18 protein-coding genes, 1 rRNA gene and 1 pseudogene are annotated in these 23,238 nt (G+C 48.4%); 16 read left to right on the forward strand and 4 right to left on the reverse strand.

The genetic code is table 11. The features are described 5' to 3' along the window. The first annotated feature begins 17 nt into the window (after positions 1 to 17). From KJS57_RS07475 to KJS57_RS07510, 8 genes are all read left to right on the forward strand, one after another. Positions 18 to 1,727, forward strand: a complete 1,710-nt coding sequence (locus KJS57_RS07475) for an AMP-binding protein (protein WP_213654263.1) — start codon at positions 18 to 20, stop codon at positions 1,725 to 1,727. 60 nt (positions 1,728 to 1,787) lie between these two features. Continuing rightward, entirely contained in the window at positions 1,788 to 2,204 is a 417-nt protein-coding gene (locus KJS57_RS07480) for a PaaI family thioesterase (RefSeq protein ID WP_211024123.1), read from the forward strand. Positions 2,205 to 2,371: 167 nt separating this feature from the next. Further along, on the forward strand, positions 2,372 to 2,833 hold the full coding sequence (locus tag KJS57_RS07485; RefSeq protein ID WP_213654264.1) for a MarR family winged helix-turn-helix transcriptional regulator: 462 nt from the start codon (positions 2,372 to 2,374) through the stop codon (positions 2,831 to 2,833). 21 nt (positions 2,834 to 2,854) lie between these two features. Continuing rightward, a complete protein-coding gene (locus KJS57_RS07490; protein WP_213654265.1) occupies positions 2,855 to 4,060 on the forward strand; it encodes an MFS transporter in 1,206 nt (401 codons plus the stop codon). A gap of 135 nt (positions 4,061 to 4,195) precedes the next feature. Beyond that, the gene (locus tag KJS57_RS07495) at positions 4,196 to 5,788 is read left to right on the forward strand and encodes a spore germination protein (protein WP_213654266.1); all 1,593 of its coding nucleotides are present in this window, start codon (positions 4,196 to 4,198) and stop codon (positions 5,786 to 5,788) included. Positions 5,789 to 5,800: 12 nt separating this feature from the next. Next, complete coding sequence (locus KJS57_RS07500) at positions 5,801 to 7,036, forward strand: Ger(x)C family spore germination protein (protein WP_213654267.1); 1,236 nt, start codon at positions 5,801 to 5,803, stop codon at positions 7,034 to 7,036. 30 nt (positions 7,037 to 7,066) lie between these two features. Continuing rightward, positions 7,067 to 8,161: a GerAB/ArcD/ProY family transporter gene (locus KJS57_RS07505; RefSeq protein ID WP_213654268.1), complete on the forward strand. Its 1,095-nt coding sequence runs from the start codon at positions 7,067 to 7,069 to the stop codon at positions 8,159 to 8,161. 69 nt (positions 8,162 to 8,230) lie between these two features. Next, positions 8,231 to 8,908, forward strand: coding sequence for a succinylglutamate desuccinylase/aspartoacylase family protein (locus KJS57_RS07510; RefSeq protein ID WP_213654269.1), 678 nt, complete (start codon positions 8,231 to 8,233; stop codon positions 8,906 to 8,908). 10 nt (positions 8,909 to 8,918) lie between these two features. Here the strand turns inward: KJS57_RS07510 and KJS57_RS07515 are convergent, their stop codons facing one another. Then, positions 8,919 to 9,779 carry an SDR family oxidoreductase gene (locus KJS57_RS07515; RefSeq protein ID WP_213654270.1) on the reverse strand — a complete coding sequence of 287 codons (861 nt, stop codon included), beginning with the start codon at positions 9,777 to 9,779 and terminating at the stop codon, positions 8,919 to 8,921. 143 nt (positions 9,780 to 9,922) lie between these two features. Then, complete coding sequence (locus tag KJS57_RS07520; RefSeq protein ID WP_211024140.1) at positions 9,923 to 10,105, reverse strand: hypothetical protein; 183 nt, start codon at positions 10,103 to 10,105, stop codon at positions 9,923 to 9,925. A gap of 267 nt (positions 10,106 to 10,372) precedes the next feature. On the opposite strand from KJS57_RS07520, the pseudogene KJS57_RS07525 reads away from it, so the two are divergent. Together KJS57_RS07525 and KJS57_RS26405 are read left to right on the forward strand one after the other, a co-directional pair. Beyond that, positions 10,373 to 11,620, forward strand: a pseudogene (locus tag KJS57_RS07525) (family 8 glycosyl hydrolase); the annotation flags it as partial. Positions 11,621 to 11,626: 6 nt separating this feature from the next. Then, on the forward strand, positions 11,627 to 12,025 hold the full coding sequence (locus KJS57_RS26405; RefSeq protein WP_280520368.1) for a discoidin domain-containing protein: 399 nt from the start codon (positions 11,627 to 11,629) through the stop codon (positions 12,023 to 12,025). Between the two features lie 164 nt (positions 12,026 to 12,189). Here KJS57_RS26405 and KJS57_RS07530 read toward each other — a convergent pair whose 3' ends face one another. After that, positions 12,190 to 15,528, reverse strand: coding sequence for a DEAD/DEAH box helicase (locus KJS57_RS07530; RefSeq protein ID WP_213654272.1), 3,339 nt, complete (start codon positions 15,526 to 15,528; stop codon positions 12,190 to 12,192). A gap of 137 nt (positions 15,529 to 15,665) precedes the next feature. On the opposite strand from KJS57_RS07530, the gene KJS57_RS07535 reads away from it, so the two are divergent. From KJS57_RS07535 to hemG, 3 genes are all read left to right on the forward strand, one after another. Beyond that, positions 15,666 to 16,646: an aldo/keto reductase gene (locus KJS57_RS07535; protein ID WP_213654273.1), complete on the forward strand. Its 981-nt coding sequence runs from the start codon at positions 15,666 to 15,668 to the stop codon at positions 16,644 to 16,646. 873 nt (positions 16,647 to 17,519) lie between these two features. Then, positions 17,520 to 18,287, forward strand: coding sequence for a MerR family transcriptional regulator (locus tag KJS57_RS07540; RefSeq protein ID WP_213654274.1), 768 nt, complete (start codon positions 17,520 to 17,522; stop codon positions 18,285 to 18,287). Positions 18,288 to 18,425: 138 nt separating this feature from the next. Then, complete coding sequence (hemG, locus tag KJS57_RS07545; protein WP_213654275.1) at positions 18,426 to 19,814, forward strand: protoporphyrinogen oxidase; 1,389 nt, start codon at positions 18,426 to 18,428, stop codon at positions 19,812 to 19,814. A gap of 361 nt (positions 19,815 to 20,175) precedes the next feature. On the opposite strand, the gene KJS57_RS07550 is transcribed toward hemG, so the two are convergent. Then, on the reverse strand, positions 20,176 to 21,405 hold the full coding sequence (locus tag KJS57_RS07550; RefSeq protein ID WP_213654276.1) for an aminopeptidase: 1,230 nt from the start codon (positions 21,403 to 21,405) through the stop codon (positions 20,176 to 20,178). 182 nt (positions 21,406 to 21,587) lie between these two features. Between KJS57_RS07550 and KJS57_RS07555 the strand changes: the two genes are divergently transcribed. The 3 genes from KJS57_RS07555 to KJS57_RS07565 all read left to right on the forward strand — a co-directional run. Beyond that, complete coding sequence (locus tag KJS57_RS07555) at positions 21,588 to 21,857, forward strand: hypothetical protein (RefSeq protein ID WP_211024155.1); 270 nt, start codon at positions 21,588 to 21,590, stop codon at positions 21,855 to 21,857. Between the two features lie 41 nt (positions 21,858 to 21,898). Then, positions 21,899 to 22,324 carry a VOC family protein gene (locus KJS57_RS07560; RefSeq protein WP_213654277.1) on the forward strand — a complete coding sequence of 142 codons (426 nt, stop codon included), beginning with the start codon at positions 21,899 to 21,901 and terminating at the stop codon, positions 22,322 to 22,324. Between the two features lie 572 nt (positions 22,325 to 22,896). Continuing rightward, positions 22,897 to 23,238 (forward strand): 16S ribosomal RNA (locus KJS57_RS07565); the annotation flags it as partial.

The raw sequence follows: 23,238 nt of genomic DNA on the forward strand, positions 1-23,238 counted from the left end.
GGATGGGAGGTAAGGCGATGTTGTCCAACAAGCCATGGTTAAGACATTATCCTGTCGAAGTACCACCGACCTATAATTATCCGAAGCAAAATTTAGCCCAGTTTCTTATTCAAACAGCAGAACGCTATCCACAGGTGCATGCGCTTGATTTTCTGGGAAAAAAAATGACGTATGCCGAGCTGTTGGAAAAAAGTTATCGGTTTGCCCGAACGCTGCAGCGCCTCGGAATTAACAAGGGGGACCGTGTAGCGATTATGCTTCCGAATTGTCCGCAGGCGGTCATCGCCTACTATGGTACGCTTCTGATCGGCGGCATCGTTGTGATGACCAATCCTCTGTACATGCCTCGGGAGCTGGAGCACCAATTGACGGACTCGGGAGCTCGCCTGATCGTTACCTTGGACGCGCTTGTCCAAAGGGTGCAGAACTCGATGGGCACAAAGCCTTTGGAATTTATCCTTGTGACTTCCATTCAAGATGCGCTGCCGTTTCCGAAAAACTTGCTGTATCCGATCAAAGCCAAAAAAGACGGCATGGCCGCGCACGTGACCTATAACGAGCAAGTACTATCCTTTAAGGAATTGCTGAAGCAATCTTCGGGCGATCCGATTCAGGTACCAGTGAGTGCGGACAAAGACCTTGCGCTGCTGCAATATACAGGAGGAACGACCGGGTTTGCGAAAGGGGTCATGCTGACTCATTCCAATCTGGTCGCCAATACCCTGCAAACCAAGCTGTGGTTCTATCGCTCCAGGCAAGGTATGGAACGGTATATGGCCGCGCTGCCGTTTTTTCACGTATTCGGTTTGACTGTACTGCTGAACCAGGCTGTCGCCCTCGGCGGAACGCTGATTCTCGTTCCCCGGTTTGAGATTAACCAGGTGCTTCAGACGATCCATAAAAAGAAGCCGACGGTGTTCCCCGGAGCGCCGACCATGTATGTGGCGATTATCAATCATCAGGCGATTGGGAGTTATGATTTATCTTCAATCAATGTCTGCATCAGCGGGGCAGCTTCGCTGCCCCTGGAAGTTCAGACCCGATTCGAGACGATTACCGGAGGCAAGCTGATCGAAGGCTACGGGCTAACGGAGGCGTCCCCGGTGACGCATGCCAATAACATTTGGGAGAAACGAAAGACCGGCTCGATCGGCATTCCTTTTCCAGATACCGACGCTAAAATCGTTCAGCCGGATACGCTTGAAGAAGTTCCCCTCGGGGAAATCGGGGAGCTTGCGGTCAAGGGTCCTCAGGTGATGAAGGGATACTGGAATCAGCCCGAGGAAACCTACAAATGCCTAAAGGACGGCTGGCTGTTGACCGGGGACCTGGGGAGAATGGATGAAGACGGGTATTTCTATATTTTGGACCGAAGAAAAGACCTCATTATCGCGGGTGGTTACAACATTTATCCCCGGGAGGTGGAGGAGGTGCTTTTCGAGCATCCCGATGTGGAGGAAGCAATCGTCGCCGGAATTTTTGACCCTTATCGGGGCGAGACGGTGAAGGCATATATTGTGCCTAGGGCTGGAGCGGTGCCGGATGCGGATGAACTGAAGCAATGGTGCAAGGAGAAGCTCGCCGCCTATAAGGTCCCGAAGGTTTACGAATTCAGGTATAGTCTTCCCAAGACGCTGGCCGGTAAAGTGCTGCGCCGGAAGTTGATCGAAGAAGAAGCTGCGCGAAACAATAGCGAACAGGACAGCGTGAATTTCGATAAAGGATGAGGCAAGCAAAACAGTTTAGACGTGACGACGTAGATGACAAGCGGCGAGGAGGACAAAATCATGGAAGCGGATTCATTTCGGAGGCACCCGAAATGGGAGGAGTGGAATCGGGCGGCGGCAGGCACATTCTGGGACGTACTCGGATGCACGATCGAAACGGTGAATGACCGGCAGGTTGTCGTGTCGTTTGAAATCCAGCGTCATCATTTGAATTTGATCGGCATTGTTCATGGCGGAGTGTATGCTTCAGTGATCGATTCGGCTATGGGCATGCTGGCCATGATTGCCAAGCCGGAGGCAAGCGTGGTCACCACAAACCTCAATATGAACTATGTTGCCAAAGCCGGGCAAGGGCGCATCACGACTACCGCCGAGCTGCTTCATTCTTCTCGCAAGTCGATTACCGCTCAGGCGTTCTCCAGACTGGAGGATGGCACGCTCTGTGCGTTCGGTACAGGGACTTTTCGGGTTACCTAACCTGACATTAAACTTATTTTACCTAAACAGCATGACGACTTCCTTATTAGCCCGCCCGGGATAAAGCCTTGGCGGGTTTTACACGTTGCAAGACGACTTGACAAATATAGTTGTCTTTTATATAGTTGTCTATGCAACTATTATTCAAGAGTGAAAGGAACATTCAAATGACTACACTAGACCAAAGCGGAAATTTGGCCATTGGTTTTATTATGGGTGTCACTTACAGAAAAATAGCGACTCTATTGCAAAAAAGATTGAAAGAACATGACATTACGCCTGAACAATGGTCGGTTCTGCATCAGATTGACCGTTCCGAAGGAATGATTCAGCGCGAAATTGCGTCGCGGACCGGAAAGGATAAGCCGACCACGACACGCATTCTGGATCATCTGGAAAGCAAAGGTCTGGTGTACAAACAAACGGGCCTGCAGGACCGAAGATCTTTCCTTGTTTACAGCACAGAACGGGGAAAGGAACTGATTCGCGAAACATTACCCATCGAGGAGGGAGTAACGGAAGAGGTCAAACGCTGTTTGTCTTCCGAAGAGTATGCCCTGCTTACGGAATTTCTATTGCGGATCAATGAACATGTCACACAAATAATAGATACTAACGAGAAGGAATAGACAGGAGATAGGAGAGAAAATATGCATCAAGAAGAACAACAGGGAATCTTATGGACAAAATCGTTTATTTCATTAACGCTTTGTGCGTTTTTATTATTTTTAAATCTACAGATGTTATTATCGTCATTTCCGGCCTACGTTAAAAATGAATTTCAAGCCGGCGATTTGCAGGTAAGTCTGGTAACAAGCGTATTTGCTCTTTCTGCCATCGTTACGCGATTTATGACGGCGGCTTTACTGAGAAAACTATCCCGTAATGCACTGCTGTTTGCCGGTCTGGTGATTGCGGCCGTTACAACCGGCATCTATGTGTTCGCCGGATCCGTGGGCACGCTATTAGTTATGCGAGCAGGATATGGCATCGGGTTCGGAATTGCCAGCACAATTCTTCCGACCCTAGTTTCGCAAATCATCCCGCTTCGCCGTATGGGTGAAGGAATCGGGTATTTCGGCTTGTCTACCAGCCTGGCGATGTCCGTCGGACCGATGATCGGTTTGAATGTGATGAAACAGTCGAGTTTCGGCACGCTTACCGTGATTGGGACGGTAACTGTTGTTTTAATTATTCCGATCCTCTTGCTTACCCGCTCGCTACCGGCGGCTCCTCGGATTGAACCGAGCGGCGGGGAAGTCAAGCAGGCGGAACGGGGGCGTTTCAATCGTAAGCTGATTTTTCCGGCATTGCTTAATGTAGTCTTGTCTATTACATATAGCGGGCTGCTCAGCTTTATCGCACTGTTCGGAGAATTCGTCCATCTGGAGCAGGTAGGTCTGTTCTTCCTGTTTAATGCGGTCACCATCATTATTATCCGTCCGATTTCCGGCCGGGTGTTTGACCGCAGAGGACATGCGGCCGTATTACTTCCCGCAGCGCTGCTCGTGGTGGCCAGCATGACGGTGTTGTCCTTCGCAACGTCGCTGCCGTTATTGATCGTGTCGGCATTGTTGTACGGGCTTGGATTTGGAGCGATTCAGCCGACGATTCAGGCTTGGATGCTGCGCACTTCTTCCCCGGATCAATATGGGGCGGCCAACAGTATGTTTTATAACTCTACCGATTTCGGTGTGGCGATCGGCGCGATCCTACTGGGTGCCATTGCTTCGGTTACGAATTACGCTGAAATGTACCGATATTCCGCGGGTTTTATGGTGCTGTTTATCGTCCTGTATTTAGTCGTCTACTTTGTGTCCAGGGATAAGAGTAAAGCAGCTACTATAGAAAATTAATAATGGAGTAGAAACGAATATGTTCAAAGCCTAAGCGAAATGCTTAGGCTTTTTTATCTGCTATCTCCTAAGAGTATACAGAAATTGGCTAAGGGTATATTACAAGATACCACATTGTTACAGGAGGTTGCGCGTATGAACAAGCTTGGACACTTCCGCTTAAGATTGAAGAAGCAAAAAAACGCAAAACTCCAAGACCCTGTGTCGATAGACCAAGGAATATCCGGTCAGGAAGAATCGGTGAATCTCACATCCTCATTGTCGGAAAAGCTTACTGTACTCCGGCAGACTTTAGGCGGAAGCTCAGATTTTATCATACGGGAGTTTGTTCATCCGGGAGAAAACGCCGCATATGCTGCAATTTGTTACATTGATGGCTTGGTTGATCAGACTCAGTTAAATGATCTTATTATAAAAATTGGTCAAGAGGACATCAACGGCATCATGGTCAAGGATCCTTTTCGAAATGTTAAAGAGGATTTGCCCGCAAGAGACACGAAGCTGGCCCTCACAAAATCCGAGGTAATTCAAGCAATATTGGGGGGGGATTCCGTTGTATTGATAGATGGCATAAAAGAGGCTTTCACAGTTTCTTTGCCCGGTGGAATGAGAAGGGCTATTGAAGAACCTTCCTCCCAAACGGTCATTCGCGGACCGAAAGAGGGATTTACCGAAGATATTTCAACCAATATATCGCTGCTGCGACGCAGAATCCGATCGGCAGATTTGAGATTTGAAGATCGATTTATCGGCAGTCTTACTCAGACGCGAGTTAGTGTTGCTTATATTCAGGGTATTGCAAATCCCGATGTAGTGAAAGAGGTATTTGCGCGTCTTGGCGCCATACAAACGGATAGCATTCTGGAGAGCGGATATATTGAGGAATTTATTCAAGACGTGTCGTTTACTCCGTTTCCGACGGTGATGAACACGGAGCGGCCGGACAGCGTCGCTGGCAACCTGCTGGAAGGTCTTGTAGCGGTTCTTGTGGATGGTACGCCATTTGTGCTTCTCTTACCGGTTACTTTTTTCAAATTTTTCTTATCCAGCGAAGATTATTATCAAAGATACGATATTTCCTCGTTTCTCCGCCTGATTCGTCTATTTTCATTTATAAGCGCCTTGCTACTTCCATCTATATACATCGCCGTAACAACCTTCCAGCAGGAGATGATCCCGACAACTTTGTTAATTAGTCTGGCCGCACAACGGGAAGGGACCCCCCTCCCCGCATTGTTGGAAGCTTTAATCATGGAATTGACTTTCGAAGTCATTCGGGAAGCTGGCGTTCGTATGCCCCGGGTCGTCGGACCGGCGATTTCCATCGTCGGAGCGCTTGTTTTAGGACAAGCGGCAGTTCAGGCTGGGCTTGTCTCCGCAGCGATGGTTATCATCGTTTCCTTCACCGCTATTTCAAGCTTTGTTATTCCGACATTCAGCATGTCCGCAGCTGCCCGGCTTGTCCGATTCGCTCTAATGCTGCTGGCGGGGAGTTTCGGGTTATTCGGAATTCTCGCGGGAATTATCCCGCTCTTTATTCATCTTGTTTCATTAAGCTCATTCGGTGTCCCTTATTTTTTGCCAGTAGCTCCGCTCAGCATGTCCAATCTTAAAGACGTGTTTATCCGGGTCCCTTGGCCATTCATGAAGACACGTCCTGCCTATATCAGTATGCAAAATAAGATGCGGCAGCCTTCTGCGGGAAAAGAGGGCCGGAAGGAAAAATAGGAGGTTGAACCCATGCGTCAAGCTGTTTTAGGCTGCATCATACTAATCGTCTGCTTGATGATAACTGGATGTTGGAACCGTACGGAATTGAATGAAATCGGTATTACGATCGCCACCGGATTTGACAGACAGGATGGAAAATGGGTGATGTCTTATCAAATCATCGTTCCGTCCAGCGTAGGGACCGGCCAAGGCGGCGGAGGGGGAGGGGCGAATCCGAGTATACATGTCTTTTCTACTAAAGGGGAAACCATTCGCGAAGCTGCGGACCTGGGTTATGTTGAAAACCCGCGTAGGCTGTATTTTGGGCATACGGACGTTTTGATCATCGGTAAGGAAGCGGCGAAGGAAGGGTTAATGCAAATCCTTGACCTGTATTTCCGGAATATTGATGCCCGGGAGACGGTACTTGTTGCTATCACTGATGGAAAAGCAAAGGATATTCTTAAAAAGTTAATTCCTCCAGAAAAAATGCCGGGTGCGGCTCTATCTGAAATTTTACGAAAAGAAACCAGCTTTTCCTCAATTTTTCCTTTAATCAAAATGTATCAGTTGGCACAAAAGATTACTTCCGATTCCGGAGCGGCCGGCGTACCCGAGATCCGATTTACGGGCGGGGAAAGTAGAGAACTGGAATCACAGGAAGCTGAGAAATTGACATCCTCACCGGGTAAGCTAAAAATTTCACGTTTAGGGGTTTTCCGCAGGGAACATTTTGTAGGATGGATGAATCGCCAGGAAAGCTTTGGAATCTCCTGGCTATCGGATCAGGTAAAGGGGAGTACGATTTCTTTCGGCTGTACACAAGATGATTTACAGCATAAAAACTCCTCGTTCCGCGTCATAACTTCCAAAACAAAGGTTACGCCGGAAAAGGTAGGAGACCATTATAAAATGAAAATTAGAATAAAAGCCGCCGGAAATCTGTTGGAATTTCAATGTAAGGATGATCTGACCAAGCCGGAGAGCATCCGAATCATCGAGAGAAACATAGAAAAGGAAATTCTCGATTATATTGATATCGGTTGGAAGGCTTTAAAAAAAATGCGAGTTGATTTGCCTGGATTTGCTGATAAAGTGCACCGGAAATATCCGAATGACTGGAGGAAGATTAAAGGTTCTTGGCCGGAGCATTATGAAAATATCGAGCTCGATGTTCAAGTTAAAGTATCAGTAAAGCGCCCGGGATTATTTAAAAAATCATTCAAAAATCTCACCAAGGAATTTGATTGGAAAGATGGAAGTTGAACTGAACAATCGGTAGAAGGGTTGAATGAAATGAGTTCTGGAAAAAGCAGAAACTTTGAGTTGATTGCAGGCTTGATTTTGTTTGAAGTCGGTAGTACGACGCTGTTCCAAATGGGTGTAGAAGCGAAACAGGATGCTTGGATTGCTATGCTGATTGGCGCAGGATTAGGCTTTCTATTGCTCCTGATTTACTTGGGCATTTACCGGAGAGATTCGGAAAGGGATTTATTCGAGTTATGCCGTCATTATCTGGGAAAGTGGATAGGTACCATCTTTGCTCTTATTTTTGCCTTGTATTTTGCTTATGAATCCTCGCGAAATCTCAGGGATTTAGGAGAGCTTGGTGCATTTGCGCTACTTAATCGGACTCCATTGCCGATCATTATGCTAATTACCTTACTGGTCCTTGCCAACAGTGCACGTTATGGCATTCATATGGTATTTTTGGTATGCGTAGTCTTGCTTCCTATTGTGATCGTAAGCTATTTCCTATTGGTCATTATGATTGCGGGAGAAGGCATGATTAAATTTGAATATATGCTGCCTGTTCTTGAAAACGGGATAAAGCCTGTATGGGATGCTGCCGTTCCGGAAATTGTTTCTTTTCCGTTTGCGCAGACGCTGTTATTTCTCGTATTCTTTCCGCTCGTAAAAAAAGCGAAGCATCTCCGCGCCTCAGTTCTTATCACGTATATAGTTGTTGCAGTCGCTTTAATCGTCATCAATCAAATTAATTTGCTTGTGCTGGGTCCGACGATTGTCGAAATGACTGTATTTCCTTTGCTGCAAGTTGTACAATTAATCGAACTTGCGGAAGTGTTTGAAAGAATGGATGTCTTGTTTGTACTCGTACTTTTCATTGGTTTGGGTACGAAAATACTTTTATTCTATATCGGGGCAGCGATTGGATTCTCTCAGATCACCGCGACAGGCTACAAAAAATGGGTAATCCCCGTAGGCTTGATGGTTTATTCCGCTTCTTTCATATCCCCTAACTTTTCCCATCATTTGTGGGTGGGAATAGATCTCGTGTTAAATAGATATTACCCGTATATTCAAATGGCAATGCCTGCTTTATTACTTATGGTGATGATGATCCGGCGGAATAAAAGGCCGCAGGAATAAACTCCCGTCCAAGCCTCTTGTCCTGACCTTGCATATAAATACCTATCAGGTCGGGGGAGGTGAAGTCTCATGCCGGTTCAAAGACTAACCTTGGCTGCTTCAACGCCTTACGCTACGCCGTACTATGTGATCCGAGGGGAGAGCAAAGGACCGCATGTCATGGTCGTGTCGGGGATTCACGGTAACGAAAGAGCTAGTGTAGCGGCAGCTCAGCAATTGGCGAATCAGTTTCTGACGCAACATCTCAAAATTCGCAAAGGGACATTAATAATCGTCCCGATTGTAAATCAGAGTGCATTCCGGAAAAACATCCGCGGCGTACCAGATTTAAACCGCACTTTTCCCCGCAAATCCGGCATGGCCGCCCGTCATCCCTTAGCGGGCGCCTTGTATCAATTAGCCAAGCGTTACGGCTTGGAGTGGTATCTGGATTTACACGAAGCAAACGGATTATCCCAGGTTCGCGCCAGCAGTCTCGGACAAACGCTGATTACCAACCCCGGTAATCGCAGTATTCCCCAAGCCCGGCGCTTGATTAAAGACATAAATCGCACGATTTCCAAGAAGTCTCATCATTTTAATCTCCGGTTACATGAACTGCCGGGCTCGTCCCGCACAGCGGCAGCCCGGTTGTTAAAAGCTCGGGCTGTGACGGTAGAAACTTGCTGGAGTTTAGCTAAAGCGGATCGGGTCCGCTATCAAATTTATTTAGTTAAAGGTTTTCTAAGGAAGGCAGGCTTGCTGTAGCAAGCCTGCTTTATTTTTTGTTTCCCTTACGGGTCAATTCTGCGAGACGATCCCACTCTTCGGGGCTGACGGAAGAAAGATCGTTAAACTGGCCGGCACCGCGCAGCCATTCCCCGCCATCTATGGTAACGACTTCACCGTTGATATAGCTGGCGGCATCCGAAACGAGGAATGCGGCCAAGTCCGCCAGTTCCTCCGGTGACCCGGTTCGACCAAGGGGGAGGCGAGACATCATTTTTTCTTCCAGAGCCGGTGTAGGAGAGAGGCGAGAGGAGGCCCCATCCGTCGGAAACGGGCCCGGGGCGATCGCCACTTGCCGAATTCCATAAGGTGCCCATTCAACGGCGAGGGAGCGGGTTAATGCCAGAACGCCGGCCTTCGCTGCAGCGGAAGGGACAACGTATCCCGACCCTGTGTTGGCATAAGTGGTCACAATATTCAGCATCGTTCCGGATTGCTGACGGCCGATCCAGCTCTTTCCGACTTCGAGCGTCATGTAAAATGTGCCGTGAAGCACGATGCCCAGTACGGCGTCTACGGCACGATGGGACAAACGTTCCGTAGGGCTGATAAAGTTTCCTGCTGCATTATTGACGAGCACATCGATGCGGCCGAATCGTTCCTCTACGGCAGCCACAAGGGCTTGAACCTGGTCGGGATCTCTTACATCGCAACTTTTATAGAATATCTCATTATGTTCCGTTCCAAGGTCTTCCGCTGTTTGAATTAGCATATCCTCACGCCGGCCGCATATGGCGAGTTTCGCTCCCAATTCCAGAAATCTGCTGCCCATGGCCCGCCCGAGGCCGGTTCCTCCGCCGGTGATTAAAACAACCTTGTCCTGCAGCAAATCGTCCGCAAACACCCCCATGCTTATCCTCTCCGTTTCATAACAAGAATTTACTATTCATTAATCAATTATTCGACTAAGGCAGGTTTTAGCCCTTCCGGTTCGCTTTATATAACAGCATAATTAAAAACCGCCCGGTATTCCGGGCGGTTGTGATTTGCAATCTATTCTTTTTTACTGTCCGATTCAGTAAAGGCTACCGGTTTGGCAACCCATTCATCGGCCTCGGGCTCGATATCTACGCCGTTCTCCATTTTTTTCTTTTCAGCAAGGGAATCCCCTTCATGATCCGGTTTATTCCGCAGTTCTGCTTCATCTTGAAAAGATTGATTATCTTGATGTGGCATGTTAATGTCCTCCTTCTGTGACTGTTCTGTGGTAATTCCTTATTTATAGTTACCCGTTACCGCTATTTACAAACATTCTTTACAGACGTGGAGCTCAAGTGGTTTATATTTACCTGAAATTGTAATATGATGCCTTTATAGGACATCCTTGCTAAGACATCTTCCGCTAGCGTAGTTCATTTATTTACTACTTAAGGAGGAATGATCATGGATTTAACAAGGACAAAGGCGCTCCCAATCCGCCATGGAAAGCCGAAGGTGCTGAAGATGCTTCTTGCGCTTGCGCTCCTGCTCCCCGCGGGTTTTGGGATCCCAGCACAGACCTCGTACGCCGCCGGAATAAGTAAACCTTTTCCCCAGCAAGTCGATTACCCCGGAATGATCAAACCGAGCCATGTTACTCAAAATGCGATGAACAAATCTGTCTCCGATTATTACGATTACTGGAAGGCCACGTATTTGAAGCATGATTTGTCCTCACTCCCCGGAGGATATTATGTCAAGGGAGATATTACCGGAGATCCGGAGGGCTTCAAAGCGCTGGGATCCTCCGAAGGTCAAGGGTACGGCATGATCATAACGGTTTTGATGGCCGGCCATGACCCCAATGCACAGAATATTTACAACGGTTTGTTTAAAACTGCACGCGCTTACAAGAGTTCGGGCAATCCCCATCTGATGGGTTGGGTTGTCGCTGACAGTCCTAAAGCCCAAGGCCATTTCGGTTCGGCTACCGACGGCGATCTTGATATTGCCTATTCGTTAATTCTGGCTCATCAGCAGTGGGGCTCGGATGGGGCCGTTAATTATTTAGACGAAGCCCGAACAATGATCAATGACGGTATCAAAGTAAGCTATGTCACAACGAACAACAGACTTAATCTTGGCGACTGGGATGCCAAGGATGCTTTGAATACCAGACCCTCCGATTGGATGTTGAGTCATTTTCGAGCATTTTATGAGGTGACCGGAGATGCGGGATGGATCCAGGTCATCGACAATTTATATTCGGTATATGATCAGTTCACAGCCGCCTATTCGCCGACAACCGGGCTGGTATCCGATTTTGTGGTAGGCAATCCGCCGAAACCGGCCCCTGAATGGTATCTGGATGAATTTAAGGAAACAAATCAATATTATTATAACGCCAGCCGATTTCCGTTAAGAGTAGTGATGGACTACGCCTTCTACGGGGATCCGAGAGGTAAAGCCGCTGCAGATAAGATAACCGGCTGGATCAAGACAAAGGCCAACGGCTCGCCGGCCAATATCAAGAACGGCTACAATTTGAAAGGCACCGCCATTGGCGATTATGCAACTGCCGTGTTCGTAGCGCCCTTTATTTCGGCCGGAACCGCCGACAGTGCTAATCAGGCCTGGATTAACGCCGGTTGGGACTGGATGAAGAACAAGCGCGAGGACTATTTTAGCGATACTTATAATTTGCTGAATTTGTTATTTATCACGGGCAATTGGTGGGTGCCGGAGGGGCAGGCAGAGCAGCCGATCATAAACCTCGCCTTGAACAAGCCGGCCGTATCCAGCTCGATCGAGGGCTCAGGATTTGAAGCTGACAAAGCATTTGACGGCAATCTGATGTCGCGTTGGGCCAGTAATGAAGGAAGCGATCCGGAATGGATTTACGTGGATCTCGGGAGTGTGCAAAGCATCTCCGGCGTGACGCTGAAGTGGGAAGCTGCATACGCCAAGCAATATAAGATACAGGTCTCGACAGATTCGAGCGGTACCCCGGTCCAATGGACGGATGTAAATTCAACGACAGATGGTAATGGGGGAGTGGATGAGATCGATTTTTCGCCACATAATGCACGTTACGTGAGAATGTTAGGCTCGGAAAGAGGAACCCCCTACGGTTACTCGCTGTACGAATTTGAGGTTTACGGGACGTCTTCGCCATAAAATAACAGGCAACATCAAAACAAGCCGGGTCTGGAGTGTGTCCAGTCCGGCTTGTTTATTACATAATGACATGAAGAACAAACATCCCGACATTCATTAATGTGAATAGAAGAAAGTATAATCGGGAGGAAGTAACCTAAATTCGTTAATTATTTTAACATGGCTCAAATCATTAAAATATCGCGTATTTCCTGCTCGGTCAGAGAGGATACGGCTTCCTGTCCCGGTTGAATGATTTCGTCGATCAGGTCTTTCTTCTTTTGCTGGAGCTCGTACATTTTTTCTTCAACGGTATCTTCAGTAACCAGGCGGATGACGTGAACGATATTGGTCTGCCCGATCCGGTGAGCCCGGTCGGCCGCCTGCTGTTCGACCGCAGGGTTCCACCACAGGTCATAAAGAATGACGGTGTCCGCCCCGGTCAGATTAAGCCCAGTTCCTCCGGCTTTCAAAGAAATCAGGAACAGGTCGCGCTCGCCCTCATTATATCGGGTGCAAAGCTCGACTCGCTCGGAACCCGGCGTTTTTCCATCAAGATAGAAGAAAGGTACGCCTCTGTATCCTAGCTCTTTGCCAATCATGCCAAGCATTTCGGTGAATTGGGAAAAAATCAGCATCCGTTTCCCTGCGCTGCGGCACTCTTCGACGATTTCCAGCAACTGTTCAAATTTAGCGGAGCTGCCCTCATAGTTGTCCACAAATAAGGCGGGATGGCAGCATAGCTGGCGCAGCCGGGTTAATCCGGCTAAAATCCGGATGCGGTGCTTCTGGAAGCTGTCCTCGTTCAAATGCTTCAAGGTTTCTTGCTGAAGTTGAGCCAAAAAGGCGGCGTACAGCTTCTTCTGTTCCGGCAGCAATTCCGATGCCTGCACGGATTCAATCTTCTCGGGAAGCTCTTTTAACACGTCGGTCTTCAGGCGGCGGAGCAGGAAAGGACGAATCATTTTGGCGACCTGTTCTCGAGTCAAATCATTGAATTGCTTACGGTTTTGGAACAAGGTCGGGAATACGGCATCAAAAATCGACCAAAGTTCCTCCAGCGCATTTTCGACCGGTGTACCTGTGAGAGCAAAGCGGTGCTTGGCCTGTAAGGCCTTGACCGCATGCGCCGTCTGAGTCGTATAGTTCTTGAACGTTTGGGCTTCGTCGAGAAAGAGCGTGTGGAACGACTTGGCGGCAAACTGTTCTATGTCCATGCGCAGCAGCGGATAAGAGGTGATCACCACATCGGTATCCCGCGTGTTGTTAAGGATTCGAAGGCGTTCTCCCTTGCTTCCATCGGCGATCGCACAGCGGATTTCCGGAGCGAATTTCTTGAGCTCGTTCCGCCAGTTGTACACCAGCGATGCGGGAGCGACGATGATGGCGGGCAGCTCCTGAGCCCGGATTTCCGGCAAAACGGAGACGAGGAAAGCGATGCTTTGCAGCGTTTTTCCCAGTCCCATGTCGTCCGCCAGGATGCCGCCAAAGCGGTAGTAAGCAAGCATTTTCATCCAGTGATATCCATAGGCCTGATAATCGCGCAGCACCGGGGCCAAGGATTCGGGTACGGGAAAATCCAGGTTGTCCGGATTTTTGATGTGATGCAGCAGTTGGCGGAAGCTCTTTCCAAGCTTGATCGTGTTGCCGTAACGTTGTTCCTCCAACAGATGCAGTCCTCTGGTCACTGGGACGGTAAATCCGGTTCCGTCCTCGAACAGCCGATGTGGACCAATTTCGTTCATGAAATTAACGATATGCTTGAATTCTTCGCTATCAAGCGGCATCAGCGCCCCATCGGGGAGGCGGTAATACTTACGCTTCACTTCCAGCGCCTCCAGCACACCGCGAATGTCCTGTTCGGAAATTCCGTTCAAGTCAAACGAGATCTCCAGCCAATCCGTACGTTCGCCGAGCCGGACGGATACTTTGGGAGGAGCAGACACCGGCCGTATGCGGACCTTGACCGCCGAAGTGGCGTAGACGTCCAGCATTTGTTCCAGCCTTGGCACGACATGCACGAGGAAGTCGTATTCCGCATCTTCATCGACAAGGAAATATCCGCTTTCCGTTCTTGTAAAGTCGCTCTCATCCATCAAATCGAGGATGCTTCGTTCCGTTTCGTCGTCTCGCAGCACGATGAGCTCGCTGCCTCTGCCGGTTCCTTCTTCTAAGGGATTCAATACGATATCCCCGTATTGGAATTCGAGACCGGCCAGCAGGCGATTCCGTACTCGGTCCAGATAGAGCCGAGCTTTGAGCGGCGTTTGAACCATGCGGTCCGCGACGGAGTCCGCAATCTCTACGTTTCCAAGCTTCAGGAGGCCGGGAAGCACTTTTTGCATGAACGGTTCGATTTGTTCGGAGGCAATTCGGATATGCTGCCGGCGCGAGGCTTCCAGCATGTTTTTTATTTCGGCCAAACGGCGGCAGCCGTCTTCCGGAAGCTTCAGCAGGTTCTTGTCGGCCAGCACGAGCCCGTACGGTTCCAGGATCGTAAGCTCATCAAGCCCTTGAACGCCAAGCCGATATCCTTCCTCGTCGGACTGGTCGAAATAGTACATTACCGGAAGAGGTTCATCGGACAAGCTCAGGTTCCAAGCCGGACCACGTTTCGGTTCAATTTTTACGGACGCAGCCGCCAGCAGTTTCGGGAGCATCTGGTTCCACGCATAAGGAGGAATTAGCAGTATTCGTTCTTCAACGCCGCTGGAACGACGTACCGAATTGTTCTGAGCAGAGAGGCTTTCCCGATAAAGACGTTCATTTCGGGAGACGGCAATCAGTTGGCGGATGATGTCGTCGTCGGTGCGTTCAAAGCTGTGCAGTGCCGGGTCGTAGGTGAAATGTTCGGAAAAGAGCACCTGTCTTCCAGCATCCAGCGATTCGAGAAATTCACGGACTTGTTTTACGATGTAAAGCCGTTTGTTCCTGATTTTTAGCTCGATGCCGAAAATATGCCTGCCTGCCCCGTAAGGCACCAGTTTCAAAATAAACTCAGCCTGGATGCGGGTACGGGAGTCAAAACGAGTTTCACTCCGGTTCCTCCGCGGCGTTTTGGGATCGAACAGTCCCATCATATCGCGGGCCAGCCAGACGTCGCGCGTCGAACCGTTTGGCGGTTTAGGAAAGTTCCTGCTCCCCAATCCATTGTTTGTCTCTTCTAATAGAGAGGTTGAATCATAGCGGTCTTCCTGATGCAGTAATGAGATGGAATGCACCGGTGAAAAGGAGCCGTTTTCCATCTCATGTATGCCCAGAAGTACGGCTGCTATATGCTTGCAGTAGTTGTTATATGAAATAAAGGCGGAGCAATTGCATTCAGCATTTACATCTCCGTTGAGATCGATATGCACGTATACACGATGCGAATCGGTCCCGTACACATTCGCCTGATATTGACCGGATTCCGGATCGGTATGCGTGAAGCTCACTTTTTTCTGCCGGAGATATGCCTCGCCCCGGTCATAGGAGATGCGGCCGCAGAGCAGTTTGATTATCCGCTGTGTTAAGGGTGAACTCATTGGATCTACCTTTCTTGATAAAAAGATTTGAAGCTACATTAATGATACCAGATTGTTAGCGAGATGGAAGGGAGGTGGTGGAGGGCTGGGTTACTGCGAAGGAAAAATATAAAACATACACGAGGAGCGATAACGATATGAAATACAGCTATTTGGGACGTTCTGGATTAAAAGTGAGCAAGCTGTGCTTGGGAACGATGAACTTTGGAGTCGATACGGAAGAAAGCGAAGCGTTCAAAATTATGGATGCGGCCGTTGATGCGGGGATCAACTTTTTTGATACCGCCAATATTTATGGCTGGGGCGAAAATGCCGGTAGAACGGAAGAAATCATCGGCAAGTGGTTTGCGCAAGGCGGCGGACGCCGGGAAAAGGTTGTGCTGGCCACAAAGTTTTACGGTGAAATGAACGACGCAAATGACGGGCCGAACAATGCGGCCGGGCTATCTTCCTATAAAATGCGCCGGCATTTGGAAGCATCGCTCCGCCGTCTGCAAACCGATCACATCGAGTTGTACCAGATGCACCATGTGGACCGGAATGTATCTTGGGACGAGCTTTGGGAAGGGTTCCATATTGCGCTGCATCAGGGGAAAATCGGCTATGTCGGCTCCAGTAACTTTGCTGGACGCGACTTGGTGAAGGCGCAATACGAGGCGAAGGCGAAGGGGATGCTCGGATTGGTCTCCGAGCAGCATAAATTCAGCCTGCTCTGCAGATTGCCAGAGCTGGAAGTGCTGCCGGCTGCCGATGAGCATGGCATCGGCGTCATCGCTTGGAGCCCGCTGGACGGCGGCCTGCTCGGCGGGAATGCCTTGCGTCCGGCGCCGGGCTCGAAGCGGGCAAACAACCCGGGGCGCGTCGAGCAGCATCGCGCCCAGTTGGAAGCATTCGAGCAGCTATGCCGCGAGCTCGGCGAGAGCGAAGCGAACGTCGCGCTGGCTTGGACGCTGACGCATCCGGCGATGACCGCGCCGATTATCGGGCCGCGGACGCTGGAGCAGCTGGAGACCGCGCTGCGCGTCGTCGACATCAAGCTCGGCGAAGCCGAGCTGAAAAGACTGGACGAAATCTTCCCCGGACCTGGCGGAGAAGCGCCTCAAGCCTACGCTTGGTAAGCTGCGATTCGTCGCATAGCTTTCACATCGTTTATCCCATCCTGATTTCTATAGGATGGGATTTTTATATGCTTTTGTTTTACTTAAGTCATCATCAGCTGATGTTTGAGCAGATTTGGAATTTTAACGGACATGAGAGACGTTAATCAGCTCTTTTTTGCCGCTTTTTAAATCTAACGGTCACCAGAGACCTTAACAGTAGGATATTCGGCAGATTGAGCCTCAAACCAGACAAATAAGGTCTTCTATGTCCGTTAGCCGCTCAAACTTACCTTTTTTAGTACTTTAAGGTCTCTCATGACCGTTAGGCATGGGATCGTCGAAATGTTGACCAGAACATTAGCACATCAGCATATCAGCGCAAGCTTGGATAACCGAGCACAATAGTCGACCAGGAGTAACAAGCTACGCCAGAGAAACCAAACAAAAAGGGAAACTAACACATTAGACTAAACCCAACAAACTAAACGCAACAAACTAAACGCAACAGAGAAAATGATCACGAGGGACACAATTAGAACAACAAACTAACCAAAACAAGTAAACACAACAAAGTAACCACAACAGATTAACCACAGCAAACCTCAAACCTAAACACAGCAGAGAAACTTTGATGCACTGGATCGACACGAGCGAATCAGGGTATCAGAACGCAAAGGTTAGCTAAAGAGACTAAAGCATCAATAGGCGCATTAACTCCAAATGTGTATCGGTGTAACTAACGACTATGGTCCGTTCTCGATTAATAACTCAGCACCGCACGCCGTGTGCTGCGCCTTAGTGTGATCTTTCACTTTTTAGGGTAAATTTATTTTAGTTGTTGACCTTGACGCAACGTCAAGGAGTACACTTGGGTTGTCGGGAGGCGATGACATGGAATATACGGTTCAGAAGCTGGGGCGTCTGGCGGGAATCAGTACGAGGACGCTGCGATACTACGATGAAATTGATATTCTCAAGCCGGCGAGAATAAATTCATCCGGGTATCGGATTTATGGTCAGGCAGAGGTAGACCGGCTGCAGCAAATTTTGTTTTATCGGGAGCTTGATTTTTCCCTGGAACAAGTCAAGATGTTGCTCACCGATCCATCCTTTGACGGGACCCAAGCGCTGATCGAACACCGTGAACGGCTCCTGGACAAAAAGAAGCAATTAGACGCGCTAATCGCCAACGTAGACAAGACGATTGCCGCGCAGGAAGGGAGAATAACGATGACGGATCAAGAAAAATTCGAAGGCTTCAAGCAGAAGCTGATTGATGAAAATGAAGCGAAATACGGGGCGGAAATCCGTGGGCAATACGGCGACGCAACGGTCGATAAATCGAATGCCAAGCTTAAAAATATGACCGAAGCCGAATATGAGGAAGTTCAGCGATTGGAACGGGATATGTTCGCAGCCTTGGCAGAAGGGATGCAAACTGGTGACCCTGCCGGAGAAGCGGCACAACAGGCGGCTGATCTGCATAAGCAATGGCTCACTTTTTATTGGGATCAATATTCCAAGGATGCACATGCGGGGTTAGCGCAAATGTATGTGGCCGATGAGCGCTTCAAGGCCTATTACGATCAAACCCGACCGGGTACGGCGGAATTTCTGCGCGATGCCATACTGATTTATACAGGCACGAATCACCAATAAGTAAACAGCCCGGCCATAATCTGGCCGGGTTTTCACATTTCCGCCGCAAAGTGACTGCAATCATTGTTTCCCGCTTCGTAATTGGGGTATCATGTAATTTAGTATGTGAAACAGTTCTCTAATCGAGGTGGAATCAATTTGAAAACAGTCGTCATCATTGGCGGAGGTATTACAGGCATGTCCGCGGCCTATTATCTGAATCGCGAGATTAAGGAGCGGAATCTGGATGCCCGCATTGTGGTCGTGGAGTCTTACGGCAAATTGGGCGGTAAAATCAATACTATTTCAAGCAATGGTTTTGTCATGGAAGCTGGCGCAGACTCGATCGTGACGAGGAAGCCTAATATGGATCAATTGATCGACGAGTTGGGCCTGCGGGACGAGGTTGTCTATAATGCAACAGGCAAATCGTTCATATACGCGGATGGCAGACTGAAGCCGATTCCGGAAGAGGCGGTGTTCGGTATCCCGTTGAGCCTGGAATCGCTGGCGAACAGCGAGCTGATTTCGGCCGAAGGAAAAGTGGAAGCCTTAAAGGATTACTACACAACGAACGACGGACAATTTACCGAAAATGATTCGGTAGGCCAATTTCTCGAAGCCTTTCTCGGCAAAGAGATTGTGGAAAAGCAGATCGGTCCCGTTTTGTCCGGGGTTTATTCCGGCAAGCTCCATGAGCTTACGATTGCATCTACACTTCCTTATTTGCTGGATTACAAAAACAAGTACGGCAGTATCATGAAGGGATTGGCGGAAAACCGTCAGGTTTTCAAGGGGAAGGGAGACCGTAAATTTTTCTCCTTTCAAAACGGGGTTTCGACTTTGGTAGACAAGATGGAAAGCGAACTACCTGAGGCGGAATTTATAATTGGAGTGGGAGCCGAATCGATTGCAAAGTCGGGCGAGCAATATACGATTACGCTATCCGATCAAAGGGAGATTGTAGCGGATTGCGCCGTACTTGCCACTTCGCATGCCGTGGCCCAATCCGTTCTTAATGATTCTGAGTTGAACGAAGATTTTAACGAATTAAAAAATAGCTCAATGATCAGCGTGTATCTCGGCTTCGATATTCCCGACGAGCAATTGCCCGCGGACGGGACCGGTTTTATCGTATCGGAATCGGAAGATGTTATATGCAACGCTTGTACCTGGACTAGCCGCAAATGGAGCCATACTTCAGCAGAGAGCCGTCTTTTGGTGCGCCTATTCTATAAGAGCTCGGGATCGTCGTTCGGCAAGCTTCAAAGTATGTCAAAAGAGGACCTGCTGCAGGTCGCTCTTCAAGATATCAAAAGCAGTTTAGGTATTGAAGCTCAGCCAGTCACACATTTGGTGACCAAGTGGCTGGAGGAGATGCCGAATTACCATATTAAGCATCATGAGCTGGTGCAATCGCTGGAGAAGAAAATGTCCGCAGCTTATCCAGGTATTTTTTTGGCGGGTTGCTCCTATTATGGAGTCGGTATTCCGGACTGTATCGCTAACGGGCAAAAGACAGCCGAACGGATTGCCGAACGATTGTAGATTTTATTTGGAAAATTGATTCATGGACGATGTGACGGTTATATATAAGATAAGTGGGAAGTGGTAATGATCAAAAGCAGACGGATGTCATATATTTTATGCTCCGGAAAGGCGTTGATTCACCATGAACTCTCTTGGAAAAAGGAAGAGACGAAAGAAATTGCTTCGTTTCTTATCCGGTAGAATACCCTAGCAATTGGAAAATTGCTTAATCTCGTAATATCGCTTCCCACGTTTAGAGGGCTCTGCGGTTTCCAAACCGCGGAGTCTTCTTTTTGTGCAAAAATAAAAAGATCACTGTCGTTCGCTAATCCAATGGATGAGCATAGACAATGATCTTTTTAATGGGAAGATTCAAATATTAAGCCCAGTTCCCTTTGCGGAAAACCGGTTCGATCGTTCCGTCTTCCAGTTCGCCATCGATGTCTAATTCAGCCGAGCCGATCATAAAGTCGACATGCGTTAAGCTGACGTTCGCCCCTTTAGCCAAAAGCTCCTGTTTGGAAAGTTTGGTGCCCCCTTCAATATTCACTGGATAAGAGCTGCCCAGCGCAAAGTGGCAGGAGGCATTTTCATCTACCCCCGTGTTGTAAAAAATACGATTCAAACGCGATATTGGAGAGTCATGCGGTACGAGCGCGATTTCGCCAAGGAAGGAAGCTCCTTCATCAGTGGCGAGCAGGGAAGTAAGGTGCTCACGACCTGATTTCGCTTGATAGTCCGTTACTTTTCCGTCCTTAAACGTCAGTTGGATGCCTTCCACCAGCCGTCCATTCAAATTAAGAGGTAGAGTGCTTGTAACTGTTCCGTTGACCCCTGTCCGATGGGGCATGGAGTAAATTTCTTCGGTCGGCATATTCGCTACGAAATAGACGCCAGCTTCATTGTGATCGCCGCCCCCGAGCCACAGATGTCCTTCCGGAAGCTCCACCTTGAGGTCCGTACCAGGAGCTCGATAGTGCAGGCGCTTATAGCGTTTGTTGTTCATGTAATTCTGTCTTTGTTTCAGATTGCCGATATGTTCTTGCCAAGCGGCCACGGGATCATCGTTGCCAACCCGGTTCATTAAAAATACCGCTTCCCACATCGCATCAATCCGTTCGGACTCAGGCAGATCTGCAAATACTTTGTTTGCCCAAGCTTGAGTCGGAGCCTTAATCAGCGACCAACTGACTTTATTAGTGCGAATGTAGCCTTGAAATTTCTCACGGGCCATGGCTGCAGCCTTAACAGCTGTAGATACTTTCGTTCCGTCAACTCCCTTAAGCAGCATGGGATCGGGAACTTTAATGTGCAGTAGAGCGCCTCCGCCTTCGGCCAATTGCTCCATCATATCAGCCTGCCATTTTGGGTAATACTCAAAGGAATTATCCGGGGCCTTCTCGTATCGAATGCGTGAGATCATTTCATCATCCCATTCGACTTGAACATATTTTGCACCGGCTTCATAAGCCTTGGAAACAATTAAGCGGGTGAATTGAACGGTCTCGAGCGGAGATTGAACGATGAGAACCTGCCCGGGCTGTATATTTACACCTACCTTTACGACCAACTCGGCGTATTTTTCCAATAACTTGTCGAAATCTTTCATTATAAAATTCCTCCCTGTTAAAGCTCCTTAATTTAATAATTATAAGGGAACGGGGGGACAGGGGCAAAATGAAGTGGGAGAGGGTTCGCGCTGAGTGGGTACATGGGCGTTGAAGTATAATATCCACGGCTTTGTCTCAGATTAGGAAAGAAGAAGAAACCGATTTTGAGGAGGTAATAATCGTGCAGGAAAATCCCTTTTCCAGTTTACAATCGCAAAACCCGATATCCCACGCCCAGGAATCTGTTGAGAATTTTCATCGGGCCTTGAAGCAGGCACAATCCCATCCGTCTGAGGAGACGGTGCAGAACGCCCGCAATGCGTTGAACAAAGCGGAGAACTCAGTGGCCCAAGCTGAAGGGCGTATGAACCAAGAGCCGATAGAACGGGCAAAAGAAAGTCTGGAGGAAGACCGGCTGAAGTTGGAGCAAGTGGAAAACCACTTGAAATGATTGTATGATAGCATGGACTACTTAAGAGGAGCGTGAAACTCATGGCCATGCAATTAACTCCGTACTTAACGATGGATGGGAACGCTAAAGAAGCTATCGCTTTTTATAAAGAAGCGTTGGAAGCCGAGATCGTTTATATGCAGACTTTTGGCGAAATGCCGGAAAACCCCGAATTTCCTTTGCCTCCGGAGATGAAAGACCGCGTGTCTTACGCGTCGTTGAAGGTCGGAGAATCGGAGTTTATGTTCTCCGATGCTTTTCCCGGACAGAAACAGCAAATGGGCGGAATGTTATCCATCTGCCTCACTACGGATGATGCGGAGAAAACGGAGCGGATCTTTAATGCTTTGTGCAAGGGAGGCATCATTGAGATGCCGCTGCAAAAGACTTTTTTCAGTCCGGCTTACGGAATGGTTACCGACAAGTTCGGCGTCTTGTTTCAAGTCTTTACAAAGGCGCTACAATAATAACAGCTAATTGTCTCAAGTCCAAAATCCGCGGAAACGCGGGTTTTTTTCTAGATGCTGAACCTTCATATAGAAGAATCCGAAATAGAGATACAGCTGGAAGGATATACAATTAGCATTATCAAAACAGTCATGTTAAGATAAATGTCCGGTCAAGTTGAACACATCAATTAAACCGGTTGGAAAAAATTATAACTTGTGCTTCAAAAGCGAATGTGTTAAATTATTATTCCGGCCGCAAAAACGGCTGAACGATCAGAGAGTTGGTAAGTATTTCTGGTTGCCAACATACAGATCGATATGGTATATTATTATTCCGGCCATTTTGAAGCGCCGGATTGATAAGTGAAGTTGATCTTTGAAAACTGAACAACGAGTGAGTATTAAATAGATGGATTTTAAATCGACTTTGTGTCAATTGAAATTCCATCCTAAGAGAATTAATTTTCTCGTCAGTTTCAAAATGAGCAAGTCAAACACCTTGATGGAACACCTCTTACCTTCGGGTTTGAGACTCCTTCCATCTCGGATGAAAAATCCTTCGGTCGTTGATCGAATGATTTGTTCATCCTTTATTGGAGAGTTTGATCCTGGCTCAGGACGAACGCTGGCGGCGTGCCTAATACATGCAAGTCGAGCGGACTTGACGGAGTGCTTGCACTCCTGATGGTTAGCGGCGGACGGGTGAGTAACACGTAGGCAACCTGCCCGTAAGACTGGGATAACTACCGGAAACGGTAGCTAATACCGGATAATTTATTTCATCGTATGGTGAGATAATGAAAGGCGGAGCAATCTGTCACTTACGGATGGGCCTGCGGCGCATTAGCTAGTTGGTGGGGTAACGGCTCACCAAGGCGACGATGCGTAGCCGACCTGAGAGGGTGAACGGCCACACTGGGACTGAGACACGG

Source organism: Paenibacillus vini, from assembly GCF_018403325.1.
In the GTDB taxonomy this organism is placed as follows: domain Bacteria; phylum Bacillota; class Bacilli; order Paenibacillales; family Paenibacillaceae; genus Fontibacillus; species Fontibacillus vini.